Raw genomic sequence first — 14,589 nt, forward strand, 5'->3', positions numbered from 1 at the left:
AATTGGGAAATACCGCAGCTTGTCGGCCCAGCGTCCTGATGGGAATGACGATTGTTGCAAACTTCGGCGCGTCGGCCGGGTCCGGTGATGCGGGACACAGCCTGAACGCCCACGTGGTTGCCAACGAAATCTGAAGCCCGCATCCGTATCCTCGACACTTGGACGCAACAGGCAAAGGCGGATGGCTGTGGCAAAACGCGCAACGCAGGGAGCACTTCTGGCCGGCCTGCTGCTGGCCGGCATCGCGCAGGCGCAGCAGGCGCCGGTCGCAGTGCCCGATCCTGCCCCTGCAGCCCCTGCAGACGCACCGGCGGCAACCACGCCGGTTTCCAGCACCCTGCCGCAGGACACCGTTACCACGCTGGGCGAAGTGCGTGCGCTCAAGCCCGAAGACGACCAGCCGCTGGACCTGTACCGCTTCAAGAATCCGCTGAAGGCCGAGAACAACCGCTTCAGCCGCGACTGGAGTGAGCCGCCGTCGCCCGAGCAGGTCAGCATGGGCGGCGGTTACATCATGATGGGCGTGGTCAAGGGCGTGATGGCCGCGGCCAAGGGCCTGAACAAGATCACCGGCGGCCCGGACCAGATCCAGTCGGCCATCGCGCGGCCGCCACCGGAACTGAGCGCCGAGCAGCAACGACGTGCGCTGCAGTTCTGCGCCCAGCAGGACGGTTGCGGCGCGCCGCCGGAGAAGTAGGCGTTATCCTGCGGGTCTTCCCTTCGAGGCTGCCTGGATGCCGCTGCGTACCTTGTTTCTGCTTGCAACGCTGAGCCCGCTTGCCGCGTTCGCCAGCGACCTGACCGATGGCGGTTCGTGCCGCAATGGCGCGTTCCCTTCGGAACAATCGGGCTTTGCCCTGGCCAAGGTGGTGGGCACGCCGCGCCTGTACCTGCTGGGCGACATGGACGGCTGCCCGGCCAAGGGCGAACCCGCCTGCCGCCAGCGCAGCTACGTGGTGAGTGGCGATACGGTGGTGACCGGGCGCGATCTTGGCGGTTACCGCTGCGCCTTCTTCCCGAACAAGGTGGGTGGCAGCGCAGGCTGGGTGGATCGCAGCAAGCTGCAGGTGGTGCCGGTGCCCGCACCGACGCTGCAGGCCTGGTCCGGAGACTGGAAGGACAGTGACAACGGCCTGCGCATCCGCGTGCGTGACGGCCAGCTGCAGGTGGAAGGCGATGCCTACTGGCCCTCGGCCAACCCGACGCCGGCAGAACGCCCGGGCGGCCCGAACATCGGCGCGGTAAGCGCGCAGGCAGTACCACGTGGTGCCCAGGTCGACTTCGTGGAGGATACCTGCACGGTGCACGCGCAGCTGCTGGGCGATGTGCTGATCGTGGCCGACAACAGCGAGTGCGGCGGCATGAACGTGCGCTTCAACGGTGTGTATCGGCGCAAGTAGAGCCAGGCCATGCCTGGATGAAGCGCGCGGACGGCCCGGCGCCAGCCAAGGTTGGCATCTACCCTGCACGGCGTCAGGAGATCCACGCCATGCGTGGATGGTGTTCGCGATCCAAACGGTGGGGGCAGAGCCCTTTCGCACGTGAAAGGGATCCGACCCCGGGATCAAGCCCGGGATCAGCGTCGGCGCTCCAGCCACCACAGCAGCGATGCGCACAGCACGAACGCCACCCACCACGGCCAGCGCGGCCCCGGCATGCGCTGGTCCGCCTGCGCGGTTGCCGGCGCAGCAGTGGCCAGCCGTTGCGTGGTGGCATCGATCATCGCCTGCCGATGCATCGCAGGGGCCTGCTTCGGATCGAACACGTACCGCCAATGCGTGCGGTCGCCGTGCTGCAGGCGCTGCCAACCGGCCTGGCGCGGCCACCAGCCCGCGCATCGTGCTGTGCCGGTGGTGCTGTCGACAATCAGCGGCACGCCATCGCCGCGTCCGTCGAAGGCCCGCAGCGGTGCCTGCACGCCGCACAGCGACTGCCGTTCGCCGGCCCAGGCCAGTGCCTGTGTCGACCATGGACCTTCGGTCCCCACCTGCGCGCGTGCGAGGGCGGCGAACACCGTGCTCCACAACTCGCCGTGGCGATCCTCGCGACCGGCCAGTACCCAGCGCCAGCTGTCCGTGATCGGCAGCAGCCCGATGCGCCCCTTGCCGACGGCACGCCAGCCGCCGATGGCCTTGCCCTCGCGATCCTGCAGCAGGGGGCGGCTGTCGGCTGTCTGCAGCGCCAGGTACTCCAGCGCCGGCAGCGCCGCGGCGTGCGACGCGCGGTCGGCTTCTTCGCCATCCGTGGTGGGCAGGGTGCCGGCGGCAAGCGGCCCGCGACGTGCCTGCAACATCGTTGCGTCACCCTCGCCGGGCATTGCCGCAACCTGGCTGCCGGCATCGCCCTGCACGGGCAGGCCGAGATCGCGCAGGCGTTGCCGTGCGCTGGCTGATGGCGCGCCGGTACTGCGCACCAGCAGGCCCAGGCCATCGCGCAGGGCCTGGCGCACGGCCGCCAGCTGAGCGGCACCGAGCGCAGCCAGGCTGCGTTCGTCGAGCAGCAGCAGATCGCTGCGCGCCAGCGTGGAGGCGTCCAACGCCACGTTGCCGTCGCCCAGCCTGAGGCCTGCGCCGGTCTCGGCCTGCACCTGCACGCGGATGCCGGCATCAGTGGCCCAGCGCCGCAGGTACTTCAGTTCGGCGCCGGGGGCAGCCGAGCGCACCAGCACGCGCAGCGGAGCGGCGGCCAGCGTCTGCTGGGGCACCGGCACGCTGTCGGCCACATGGCCCTGCGCATCCAGCAGGCGCAGCTGGAACACGCTGCGGCCCTCGGCGCGGGCGATGCCGCTGAGCTGTACACGGCCATCCGCTGCCAGCGTTGCACGATCGACCACGGCACCGGCCGGGTCCAGCAGTTCGGCCTGCGCTCGGTCTACGCCGCGTGCCTGTGCGTGTACGTCGAAGCGCGCACCGGGAGCGGTGTCCACGGGCGGCTGCAGGGCGATCCAGCCGTTGGCTGCAGAGGATGCCTGCCAGCGCGTGTCGGCGGGCAGTGCGGCATCGCGGTCACGCGCGGCCAGGCCGGCACCGATCAGTGTCACCGTGGAGGACGGATAGCGGCGCAGTGCGGTGGCCAGGTCCGGCACGCGCGCTGCACCGGCCATATCGGTTGCTTCCGGCAGCAGCACCCGGGTGCCGCCGGTGGGCAGTGCACCGGTCTTGTTGGCCCCGGCGCCGATCACCACCAGGCCGGCCAGGGAGGCGCGCTGTGAGGGCGGCAGCAGGCAGACGTACAGCAGCGCAGCGGCGGCCGCCTGCAGCGTGAGCACGGCGATAAGACGGCCGCGCCTCTGCGTGGGCGAACGCAGCTGGCGTGCACTGGCCACGAGCACGATCAGCGCCAGCGCCACTGCGACCCACACGTTCAATGCCGATGTACTCATAGCTGTGCCTGCAGCGCGTCGAGGTAGCGCTGCCCCATGGCATCGGCCGCACGGCGTCGCATCACCTGCGGCAGTGGCCGCTGCAGTGCGCGCCACAGCTGCGCGCGCAGGCGCTGCCGGCAATCGGTGCAGCCGGGTTCGATGCGCAGTTGCTCGATGGCGGCGGCCAGGTCCAGTGCATCGGGCAGGAACGCGTTGTTGCGCTGCTGCCAGGTGGCGAGCATGTCCAGATCGGGCGTGCCGTCCTCGTCGCCCAATCGCTGCCAGGCCTCGACGACGGCCGGATCGGGCGGCGTGCGCGCGGCCAGCGGCAGGTCGCGGCTGGCCAGCCCGGCACGGTCGCCGCTCAGGCGCCGGCTCTCGTCGATCGGCGGCAGCTCCGGGCCGACGCGCGCCAGATAGATGCGCTCGGCCTGCTGCACCTGCTTGATGAACGCCAGCGCCTTGTAGGCAAATGGCAGGGCCTGCTCGGGGCGGCCCTGGCGCAGCTCGCCTTCGGCCGACCACATCTGGTCCAGCGCGGCCTTCAGCGTGGCTCGCGTCTGCGGGTCAAGCAGCGTCGCCGCCTCGGCGTGGTCGTGGGTATGCCCGTACTCGGACAGCACGTCGGTGGCGCTGCCGAACACCGGTGGCGTGTCGCTGCCGCTGGCTGCGCCGCCGTGGTCGTGGCCGTGCTCGTCGTGTGCGCCGGCCTGCGCCTCGTGATCGTGGTCATGATCGTCATCGTGTGCGTCTGCCGCGGGCGTATCGCTGGTGGGCAGGTCGCTGGTCGGCGGCGGCTTCGGCGCGCCCTCGCTTTCCTCGCCCAGGAACTGGCCGTAGCGCAGGCGCAGGATGCGCTGGTCGACGCCGATCGCATCGCTGCGCTTGACGAAGGTATCGGTGGCCACGCCCCGGCGTTCGCGGATCAAGGCCTCGGCATCGATGATGATCTGCCGCTGGCTGCGGAAGTACGCAGGCAGGGTCTTCTTGATGCGGCCTTCCAGTTCGGCACCGAGCACCGCTTCGGTGCTGGGCAGGCGCAGGATCACGCTGCTGCTGCGGCCGAGCTGTGCTGCCGGCGCGTGGTTGTCGCGCACTTCCAGCTGGGCGATCACATCGTTGCCGGGCTGTGCGCCCAGCGCGGCCAGATCAAGGGTATGGGCAAAGCGCCGTGCCTTCGCCTCGCCGCTGCCGCTGAGCGTCACGCTGCGGCGTACGAAGGTGATGTTCTCGCCGCTGCCCTGGGTGATGGTGATCGACAGCGTCGCCTGCGGGAGGACACCATGATCGTCGCTTGCCTCGAAGCGCAGCGTCCACTGCCGTTGCCCGGGGGTGCCCAGCACCAGGCTGGTGGCAGGCTCGATCACGCGCACCGTCGGCGCACGGTCGGCGACCACGTCGAGCCGATGCAGGCGGGTTTCGGCCAGCGCCGGTTCGCTGACCACGCGATACAGCACCGGGGTACGCGCTACGTCCTGCGCCTGCCATTCACCGTCGTGCTCGCGCAACGGCAGGCGTCGACCGTCGTGGAACTGTAGCCAGGCGTTGCTGGGTGCACGGTCGAAGCGCAGTGACCAGGACAGGCGACTGTCGGCGGCGACCTTGGCGTCGAGTGCGTTCTGCGTACGCGTGGGTTGGCCGGTATAGACCGGTGCGTCGATGCGCAGTCGAGTGGACTGCAGGCGCAATGGACCGGCCTTGGTGCTGCTTTGCGGCGAGGCAGGTGCCGTGGGGCGCGGTGCGCCGCTGTGCGGCCAGCCCAGTGCCAGCACAGCGACGGCGATGCCGCCGATCCAGCACAGCGCCACTGCCCTGCGTGGCCAGCGTGGTCGCAGCTCGGGGAGGTTGCGTTCAAGCGCAGCCAGCACGTGGGTGCGCTGGCGCTGCTGCAACGGGTTGAGCGTGCCGGCGTCGGCAAACAGCAGATCGGCGCTGTCTTCGCTGGCGCCACTGGCATCGAGCCTGCGCTGCAACCAGCGTCGGTCCAGCTGCCGGGCGCGCATCGTCGCGGCGGCCGCAATGATCAGCAGGGCCACGGTCGCCACGACGCAGGCGATATCAAAACCTGACAGGCGCAGCGCAATTGCCGCTGCGGCCAACGCCCACGGCAGCCCCAGCAGCAGGGTGATCGCCGCGCGGCGCCGACGTGCGCGCTGCCATGCCTGTTGCAGCGTCTTCATGGTGCAGCCCTGCGTCGCGCGCTGCTCGCCATCCAGCGCTCAAGCGCGAACAGCAGCACGATCACCAGCAGCAGCCAGGCGGTGGGTTCCCGCAGGGGCGGCGTTGCGGCGGGCAGGGCCGCCTGGCGTGGTGCCTGGTCCCGCGCATCACCCAGCTGCGGCGTTGATGGCGGTTGCAGGGCCTGCAGCAGGTCGCGCGGCAGGCCGTCATCGCGCAGTGCACTGTTGCGGGCCACGTTCCATTCGCCGGGCAGATGCAGCAGGCGGCCCTGGCCGATGCGCTGCTGCCACAGCAGCGGGGCATTGTCTGCATCGCGCAGCAGTACGGGTGCACCCGCTGGCGGTTTCGCAGCGGTCAGCACCGTGCCGCCCTGCTGCAGCCAGCGCTGCCAGGGGCCAGGCAGCGCATCGGTGGCGGTCCATACGCCGATCTCACCGCGGGCAGGCAAGGCGTCGTCGGCCAGGGGGGCCGCCAATGGTTGCGTGCTCCACGCGCGCTGCAACGCGCCCAGCCATTGCAGCGCAGCGGCCGGTGCATCGCTGCGCGTACGCAGGCGTGGTGCCGGGGAAGCGTGTGGCGGTGCGGTGACGGCCAGCGCGTGTGGCTGCCACTGCACCTCGCGCGACAGCTGCAGGCGGGCACCATCAAGGCCGGGCAAGGGGTCGGGTACGTGTACGGTCAGCGCGGTGCCGGCCGGCAACTGCGCGTCCAGCTCGCGCAGCAGGCTGGGCAGGGCAGCAGCGTCTGCCGGCGCGGGCTGGTCGATGGTGGGGAAGCCCGGCGCCAGCCAATGCCAGTTGCGCGCATCGGTGCTGCCGCGCAGCGCGGTCGCGTCCAGGCCCGGTGCCACCACCGTCCACGCTGCTGGCACGGGCGCAGGACCGGTCAGCGCCGGGCGCGCCAGCAGCAGGGCCAGTGCGGCCAGCAACAGCAGGCGCACCAGCAACAGCGGCCAATCATCGAAGCGGATGCGCTGGCGCGGTCGTACCTGGGCGCGCAGCCAGCGCAGCGCAGCGAAATCCAGCGGCGTGTAGGGATGACGGCGGGCGAGGTGGATCAGCAGTGGCAACAGCCATGCGGCCAGCGCCGCCAGGCCCAGCGGAAACAGCAGGCTCATGCGCCACCCCTGCGGCCGAACAGCGCCTGCAGCGGCTGGTCCAGCGGCTGGTCGAGCCAACCGGTGGCGATGGCGATGCCACTGGATTGCAACCGCGATTGCAGCGCGGCGCGGGCCTCGGCGAAGCGCTGCAGGTAGTCGGCGCGGATCGCGGCGCCATCGCCGAGAAGTTCATCGCCCGTCTCCGGATCGCGGAAACGATGGCCTGCGTCGAAGGGGAAATCGCGCTCGTCGGCCGTCAGCACCTGCAGCAGCATCACCTCGCGGCGCGCGCTGGCCAGTTGCTCCAGCAGCACGATGCCCGCGTCGTCGAAGCCATCGCCGATGGCCAGCAGCAGATCGCCGGGCCGCACGCGCTCCCACAGCGGTCGCAGCCGCTCTGCGGCCGGCCATGCGCCGCGCGCCTGCAGGGCACGCAGCTGCAGATGCACGCGGTCGCGCTGGCGCGCGCCATGCGCGGCCGGCACCAGCTGCAGGCCTTCGCCGTTGATCGCCAGCAGGCCGAAGCGATCACCCTGCTGCAGCGCCAGCTCGACCACGCAGGCAGCCAGCTGCCGCATGTGATCCAGGCGGCTGCGTCCGGGCGCTGTACGGTCGGACTGGCCCGCTGAGGCCGTGGCATCGAGCAGCAGCCAGACGGTGATCGGGCTTTCGCGCTCGGATTCACGCACGAAGAAGCGATCCGAGCGCGCGTACAGCTTCCAGTCGATCTGGCGCAGTTCGTCACCGGGCTCGTAGGCGCGGTACTGGGCGAACTCCAGGCCGGCGCCGCGGCTGCGGCTGGCATGTTGGCCGATGCCGCTTGCGCCGCTGGCCAGGCGTGGCCACAGCCGCAGCGCACGCAGTCGCGCACGCAGGTCGGGTGGCAGCAGCAGCGGCGTGCCTGCGGACACCAGTGCATCAACCCGGGAAGGGAACGGCCTGCAGCAGTGCGGCGACCACATCGTCGGCCCGCTTCTGCTCGGCTTCGGCGGCAAAGGACAGCAGCAGGCGATGACGCATCACCGGTGCGGCCAGTGCCTGCACATCCTCGCGGGTGGCGGCGAAGCGTCCCTGCAGCAGTGCGCGCGCTTTGGCGGCCAGCACCAGCGACTGCCCGGCACGGGGACCTGCGCCCCATTTCACCCACTGGTTGATCGCCGCCGGTGCGCCCTCGCCGGGACGGCTGGCGCGGACCAGGCGGGTGATCCAGGCCAGCACGTCGGGGCTGACATGCACCTGGCGCACCGCCGCCTGCAGCGCGATCACCGCTTCGGCATCCATCACCTTCGGCACGCTTTCCGTGGCACCGCCGGTGGTCTGTTCGAGGATCTGCCGCTCTTCTTCCTCGCTGGGGTAATCGACCAGCACATGCAGCAGGAAGCGGTCCAGCTGTGCTTCGGGCAATGGGTAAGTACCGGCCTGTTCGATCGGATTCTGCGTGGCCAGCACGAAGAACGGCGCCGGCAACGTGTAGGTCGTGCCGGCGTAGCTGACCGTACGCTCCTGCATCGCTTCCAGCAGCGCCGCCTGGGTCTTGGGCGGGGTGCGGTTGAGCTCGTCGGCCAGCAGCAGGTTGGTGAAGATCGGGCCCTGCTGGAAGCGGAAATGGCGATGACCGGTGCCGTGGTCTTCTTCCAGCAGTTCGGTGCCCAGGATGTCGCTGGGCATCAGGTCGGGGGTGAACTGCACGCGCCGGAACTGCAGTTCCAGTGCCTGCCCCAGCGAGCGCACCAGCAGGGTCTTGCCCAGCCCCGGCGCGCCTTCCAGCAGGCAGTGGCCACCGGCCAGCAGGCCGATCAGCAGCTGCTCGACCACGGTGTGCTGGCCGACCACGGCGTGGGCCAGGGCGCTGCGCAGCGCGTGCAGGCGCGGCAGCAGGGAATCGAGGTCGGGGGAGGTCATGGGCGTGGTCCGTTCAATTGTTCAATGCGTACATAACGATGTTGACGCCGAAGCGGGTGTTGTCTTCGGCCAGGAAACGCTTGTTGCGCCAGTCGTAGTCCCACTCGCAGCCGTAATCCTTGTTGCTGTAGAGCAGACCCAGCCGGCCATCGACCTCGATGCCTTTCAGGTAGTCGTGCACCAGGTCATCGCCCCAGCCGTTGAGCTCGAAGCTGGTCGCGGGCGGGCCGTCGGGGAAGCGGAAGAAGCTGCGGTACAGCGCGTGGCTGTTGGGCAGTTTCTGCAGCGCCTTCGGCCCGAACAGCCGGCCCATCTGCGCTTCGAACGAGGTGGCGAACAGGCCGTCGATATCGTGGTTGCAGTCGTCGACGAAGACGAAGCCACCATTGCGCACGTAGCGCACGAAGTTCTGCCGTTCGGCCGCGTTGAACTCGACCAGGGTGTGCCCGGCCAGGTAGCAGAACGGCGCTTCCAGCATGCGCGGGTCGGCCAACGCCACCACGCGTTCCTGCGGGTCCACCCGCAGGGAGGTGTAGTCGATCAGCGAGGTGATCAGGTTGGACGGCATGCGCGCGTCCACGTCCCAGTCGCCGGAGTCGTACTGCAGGCGGGTGAACCAGAAGTCGTAGCGCGAACTGCGCGGGCCTGCCTGCGCCCATGCTGGCAGCGCCGCCGCCGAAGCGGCAGCGGCCAACCAGCGCAGGCAGGCCCGCCGATCCATCAGACCGCGTCGGACAACGAGGTAAAGGTGAAATCGCGCAGCTTCATCGGCGGAATCATCATCACGAAGCTGGACTCGTCACCGGCCACACGCACCGGCTTGCCCAGCTCTTCGATGTTGTTGAGCATGATCACCGGTGATTCGTTGAAGCGGAAGTTCTTCACCGGGTACTTGATCTGCCCGTTCTCGATGTAGAAGGTGCCATCGCGGGTCAGGCCGGTCAGCAGCACGGTCTGCGGATCGACCATGCGGATGTACCAGGTACGGGTGACCAGGATGCCCTTCTGGGTGCCGCGCACCAGTTCGGCGGTGCTCTTCTCGCCACCGCTCATCAGCAGGTTGCCGGGCGTGGCCTTGGCGGTCTTGCCCTGCTTCTGTGCCCAGAAGCGCGAGTAGTCGAGGTTGGCGACCTTGCCGTTCTCGATGATGGCGATGCGCTCACGCGGCATGCCCTCGTTGTCCCACGGCAGCACCGGCGCGTCCGGGTGCCACGGGTCGGCATGCATGTTCACGCGCGGATCGTAGACCTGCTCGCCCAGCTTGTTGCCACCGCCCTTCTTCGACAGGAAACTGCGACCTTCATCGGCCGAGCGTGCGCTGAAGAAGTTCATCATGAAGCTGATCAGGCCGGCGGCTGCTGCTGGCTCCAGGATCACCGTGTACTTGCCGGGTTCCAGTGCCTTGGCTTCCTGCGACTCGGTCGCCTTGCGCATGGCGATGCGGATGTCCTGGTCGGCCTTGAAGTCGGCAGCGTCCTTCAGGTTGCGACCCACCCAGCCCGAACCACGGCCGTCTTCGGTGCGCACGGTGCAGGTGTAGTCGAAGTTGGTGGTGCGCTGGTAGCCGAAGTTGCCATTGCTGTTGGCCGTGGCGTAGAAACCCTGGCCGTCTTCGAGGAAGCCTGCAGCGATCAGCCCGTTGCCACGGCACGGCGCGATCGAATCGGCGGCGACCTTGGCGCGGAAGGCCGGATCGATGGCGGCGGTGGATTCGCTGAAGGCCGGGCTGGGGCGGTAGGTCTGCTTGCCGATGGCCGGCATGAACTCCGGGTTTTCCGGGGCCAGGCGGGCCAGGTCTTCGGCGCGACGCACCACGCGCTGCAGCGCCGCGTCGTCGAACTCGTTGATCGAGGCGGTACCCACGCGCTTGCCGAAGGCCACGGTGACGGCCAGTTCGGTGTTGTCGACGATGCCGCTGGTGGACACGTTGTTCAGGGCGAAACGGATGTTGCCGTTGATGGAACCGGCCAGTACGGCCGTGCACTCATCGGCCTTGGACAGGGCGATGACCTTGTCGAGGATGGCCTTGGCCTGGGCTTCGGTGAAGATACTCATGGTGTAAGGGCTCCTGACCGGTCAGCCGAGGCTGCGTGCGGTGTTGATGACGTTGATGCCGTTGAAGCGCGCGGTGGACGAACCGTGCGAGACCGCCGAGACCTGGCCGGGCTGGCCCTTGCCATCGAAGAACGAACCGCCCAGGCGGTAGTCGCGTTCATCGGCCACGGCGCTGCAGGCATTCCAGAATTCCGGCGTGCGGATCTGGTAGGCCACGTCTTCGAGCATGCGGGTGATCTTTCCGTTCTTGATCTCGTAGAACAGCTGGCCGCCGAACTGCGCGTTGTAGCGCTGCTGGTCGATCGAGAACGAACCATCCCCGATGATGTAGATGCCGTTCTCCACGTCCTTGATCATGTCCGACACGCTCAGCGGCGACTTGCCCGGCGCCATCGACACGTTGGCCATGCGCTGGAACTGCACGCTGGACCACGAGTCGGCATAGCAGCAGCCATCGGATTCGGCCTTGCCGAGGATGTGGGCCTGGTCGCGGATGGTCTGGTAGTCGACCAGCTTGCCGTTGCTGATCAGGTCCCAGCGCTTGCACTTCACGCCTTCATCGTCGTACGCCACGGCGCCGAGGCTGCCCGGTTGGGTCTTGTCGGCGAAGATGTTGACCTTGTCGCTGCCGTACTGGAAATGCTGCTCGCGCTTGTCCAGGGTGGCGAAGCTGGTGCCGGCGTAGTTGGCTTCGTAGCCGAGCACGCGGTCCAGTTCCAGCGGGTGGCCGATCGACTCGTGGATGGTCAGCCAGGTGTGCGACGGATCCAGGATCAGGTCGTACTTGCCGGGCTTCACCGACGGCGCCTTCAGCTTCTCCTGCGCCTGCTTGGCCGCCGCGATGGCATCTTCCTTCATGTCGTAGGACGAGCCGTAGTTGACCACGCCATTGGGCGTGAGCACCTTGCCGGCAGCCGCGCCATCGAGGTACTCGTAGCCCAGGCCCATCGGTGCGGACAGGCCTTCGCGGGTGCGGAACTTGCCGCTGGCCTTGTCGATGGCGGTGATCGTCATCGGTGCCCAGATGCGGTGCACGTCCTGGTCGATGTAGGAACCGTCGGTGGAGGCGAAGTACTTCTGCTCGTTCACCAGGAACAGCATCGAGTTGACGAAGCTGGCACCGGCGCCCATCGCCGCAGCGTTGACGTCCAGCAGCAGGTCGACCTTCTCCTTGATCGGCACCTCCATCGCGTTCTTGCGGATCGGCGTCTTCCAGCTGACCTCGCCGACGCCCGGCGCCTTGGCCAGCTGCACCGGCGCGGTCTGCACGCCCGCGTTGGCCTTGGCGATCGCCGCGGCCTGCTGCGCGGCACGGGCCACGTCGGCGGTGCTGAGCGCATTGGTGGCGGCAAAGCCCCAGGCGCCGTTGACGATCACGCGGATGCCCACACCGGTGGACTCGGTGTTGACCACGTTCTGCACCTTGTCCTCGCGGGTGATCACGAACTGCCGCAGGTAGCGGCCGATGCGCACGTCGCAGTAGGTGGCGCCGGCGCTGCGAGCAGCCTGCAGGGCGGCATCGGCCAGGCGCTTCTTCAGCGCAGGGTCGAGGCTGGACTGCAGTTGCTCGGCGGCGATCGCCTTGCCGAAGAACGACGGCACGATCAGGCCGCCAGCGGTAAGCCCGGTCAGGGCCAGGAAGTCACGTCTGTGCAAGGCTGCTCTCCATGAAGGACGGGTGGCTCAAGCGCCGAGACTGCGCGCGGTGTTGATGATGTTGATGCCGTTGAAACGGGTGGTGGACGAACCGTGCGAGACCGCCGACACCTGGCCGGGCTGGCCCTTGCCGTCGAAGAACGAACCGCCAAGGCGGAAGTCGCGTTCATCGCAGATGGCGGTGCAGGCGTTCCAGAACTCCGGCGTGCGGATCTGGTAGGCCGCATCCTCGACCATGCCGGTGATCTTTCCGTTCCTGATCTGGTAGTACAGCTGGCCGCCAAACTGCGCGTTGTAGCGCTGCTGGTCGATGGAGTACGAGCCGCGGCCATGGATGTAGATGCCGTTCTCCACGTCCTTGATCATGTCCTCCACGCTGAGCGGCGTCCTGCCTGGCGCCAGCGAGACATTGGCCATGCGCTGGAACTGCACGCTGGACCACGAGTCGGCATAGCTGCAGCCATGCGAGGCGTCGCGGCCGAGGATGTGGGCCTCATCGCGCGTCGCCTGGTAGTCGACCAGGATGCCGTCGCGCACCAGGTCCCAGCGCTGGGTCTTCACCCCTTCGTCGTCGTAGCCGACCGCGCCGAGGCTGCCCGGCTGGGTCTTGTCGGCGAAGAAGGTGACGATGTCGCTGCCCCAGCGGAAACCGGCATCGCGCTTGTCCAGGGTGGCGAAGCTGGTGCCGGCGTAGTTGGCCTCGTAGCCGAGCACGCGGTCCAGTTCCAGCGGGTGGCCGACATTCTCGTGGATGGTGAGGAACAGGTTGGACGGATCCAGCACCAGGTCGTACTTGCCGGGCTTCACCGAGGGCGCCTTCAGCTTCTCGCGCGCCTGGCGGGCGGCGGCGATGGCGTCCTCGACCGGGTCATAGGAATCACGGTACGCAGTGATGCCACCGGGCAGCTGCACCTTGCCGCGTGCATCGCCATCAAGGAACTCGTAGCCCATGCCCATCGGCGAGGACAGGCCGGCGCGGGTGCGGAACTTGCCGCTGGCCTTGTCGATGGCGGTGGCGGTGAACGGCAGCCAGATACGGTGGATGTCCTGGTCGATGAATGAGCCGTCGCTGGAAGCGAAGTACTTCTGCTCGTTGACCAGGAACAGGGTGGAATTGATGTAGTCGGCACCCGCATTCAGTGCGGCCGCATTGAGCGCCAGCAGCAGCTCGACCTTGTCCTGGATCGGCACTTCCATCGCATTGCGGCGGATGGGTGTCTGCCAACGCACCTCGCCGACGGCCGGGGTGGGCGCCAGCTGCACCGGGCGGGACTGGATGCTGGCATTGGCGCGGGCGATGGCGGTGGCCTGTTCGACGGCGGTGCGCACCGCCGCTTCGGTCTGCTGGTGGGTGGCGGCGAAACCCCACGCACCGTTGACGATCACCCGCACGCCCACACCGGAAGATTCGCGGTTGGTCACGTTGCCGACCTGGTGCTCACGGGTGATCACCGACTGGTTGAGGTAGCGCCCGATGCGCACGTCGCAGTAGCTGGCCTTGGCCGAACGCGCGGCGGCAAGGGCGACCTCGGCCAGGCGCCGGCGCTTGGCCGGGTCGACCGGGGCCAGCAACTGCTCGGCGGCGATCAGCCGCGAATGCGGCAGGGCCAGGCCCGCCAGGCCCAGAGCGGAAAATGCCAGGAACTCACGTCGTTGCACAGCGTCTCTCTCTCACTTCCGTGCGGCCGGCAAAGGACCGATCCGATCACGTCAACTCCTCGACTTTCGCCAGCGGCGGACATTCGGGCAAGTGACTGCAGTCATGGTCGGGGAGGGTTTCGGCAGGGCTTGCAGCCCTGCACCTGCTGTAGTGCCGGCCGCTGGCCGGCAACCTCAGCAGCAACGTCAACGTCAAAAGCGGTCATTCCGTGGGTGGGCGGGGCGGTGTCGGAGTGCGGGGACGCCGTGAATCCGTCCATGGAGGCTTGGCAGCCGCATCCATGCGGCTGACACCCCGCACTCCGACACCGCCCCACCTCTGACAGATCTCCGCGGCTGTTGGTAGGTGTCGACCTTGGTCGACACATCTGTCAGGTATCGAAATGAATCTGGGGTCAGATCTGTTTTCCGCAGGAAAACGGATCTGACCCCAAGATCCCTTCCAGCAGATCGCGGAAAACTGTCGAAGGCGGGGTGGATCCGGTTGCGGGGGACGCCGTGAATCCGTCCATGGAGGCTCGGTCGCGCCATCCATGGCGCTCACGCCCCCGCAACCGGATCCACCCCGCCGACCCACGGAATGCCGCCTTTTGACGTTGCTCTGGCTCCGGCTTCTGCAGGTGCAGGGCGCAGCCCTGCCGAGCAATACCCCCCTCGTGCACAATGAGACCGA

At 68.3% G+C, this 14,589-nt stretch carries 11 protein-coding genes; 2 read left to right on the forward strand and 9 right to left on the reverse strand.

Going from position 1 to position 14,589, the window contains the following annotated elements; genetic code table 11:
* The first annotated feature begins 181 nt into the window (after positions 1 to 181).
* Entirely contained in the window at positions 182 to 697 is a 516-nt protein-coding gene (locus AC07UW_RS11965; RefSeq protein WP_495212126.1) for a hypothetical protein, read from the forward strand.
* 37 nt (positions 698 to 734) lie between these two features.
* Positions 735 to 1,400 (forward strand): hypothetical protein, encoded by a 666-nt coding sequence (locus AC07UW_RS11970; RefSeq protein WP_223497413.1) that lies wholly within the window; start codon positions 735 to 737, stop codon positions 1,398 to 1,400.
* 176 nt (positions 1,401 to 1,576) lie between these two features.
* On the opposite strand, the gene AC07UW_RS11975 is transcribed toward AC07UW_RS11970, so the two are convergent.
* Genes AC07UW_RS11975 through AC07UW_RS12015 form a run of 9 tightly spaced genes read right to left on the reverse strand, consistent with a single transcriptional unit; the run spans position 1,577 to position 13,916 of the window.
* On the reverse strand, positions 1,577 to 3,382 hold the full coding sequence (locus tag AC07UW_RS11975) for a hypothetical protein (RefSeq protein WP_495212127.1): 1,806 nt from the start codon (positions 3,380 to 3,382) through the stop codon (positions 1,577 to 1,579).
* Positions 3,379 to 5,544: a hypothetical protein gene (locus AC07UW_RS11980; RefSeq protein ID WP_495212128.1), complete on the reverse strand. Its 2,166-nt coding sequence runs from the start codon at positions 5,542 to 5,544 to the stop codon at positions 3,379 to 3,381. The genes AC07UW_RS11975 and AC07UW_RS11980 overlap by 4 nt, the downstream gene beginning before the upstream one ends.
* Positions 5,541 to 6,662, reverse strand: coding sequence for a BatA domain-containing protein (locus tag AC07UW_RS11985; RefSeq protein ID WP_495212129.1), 1,122 nt, complete (start codon positions 6,660 to 6,662; stop codon positions 5,541 to 5,543). The genes AC07UW_RS11980 and AC07UW_RS11985 overlap by 4 nt, the downstream gene beginning before the upstream one ends.
* Positions 6,659 to 7,555: a DUF58 domain-containing protein gene (locus AC07UW_RS11990; protein WP_495212130.1), complete on the reverse strand. Its 897-nt coding sequence runs from the start codon at positions 7,553 to 7,555 to the stop codon at positions 6,659 to 6,661. The genes AC07UW_RS11985 and AC07UW_RS11990 overlap by 4 nt, the downstream gene beginning before the upstream one ends.
* Before the next feature lie 7 nt (positions 7,556 to 7,562).
* A complete protein-coding gene (locus tag AC07UW_RS11995; protein ID WP_223497418.1) occupies positions 7,563 to 8,546 on the reverse strand; it encodes an AAA family ATPase in 984 nt (327 codons plus the stop codon).
* 13 nt (positions 8,547 to 8,559) lie between these two features.
* Positions 8,560 to 9,267, reverse strand: coding sequence for a DUF4159 domain-containing protein (locus AC07UW_RS12000; RefSeq protein ID WP_025876014.1), 708 nt, complete (start codon positions 9,265 to 9,267; stop codon positions 8,560 to 8,562).
* The gene (locus tag AC07UW_RS12005) at positions 9,267 to 10,601 is read right to left on the reverse strand and encodes a TldD/PmbA family protein (protein WP_495212131.1); all 1,335 of its coding nucleotides are present in this window, start codon (positions 10,599 to 10,601) and stop codon (positions 9,267 to 9,269) included. Before AC07UW_RS12005 ends, AC07UW_RS12000 begins: the two co-directional genes overlap by 1 nt.
* 21 nt (positions 10,602 to 10,622) lie before the next feature.
* On the reverse strand, positions 10,623 to 12,257 hold the full coding sequence (locus AC07UW_RS12010) for a TldD/PmbA family protein (protein WP_495212132.1): 1,635 nt from the start codon (positions 12,255 to 12,257) through the stop codon (positions 10,623 to 10,625).
* 27 nt (positions 12,258 to 12,284) lie between these two features.
* Positions 12,285 to 13,916 (reverse strand): TldD/PmbA family protein, encoded by a 1,632-nt coding sequence (locus AC07UW_RS12015; RefSeq protein WP_025876008.1) that lies wholly within the window; start codon positions 13,914 to 13,916, stop codon positions 12,285 to 12,287.
* Positions 13,917 to 14,589: the final 673 nt, after the last annotated feature.

This window comes from Stenotrophomonas sp. GW821-FHT02D01, assembly GCF_059421765.1.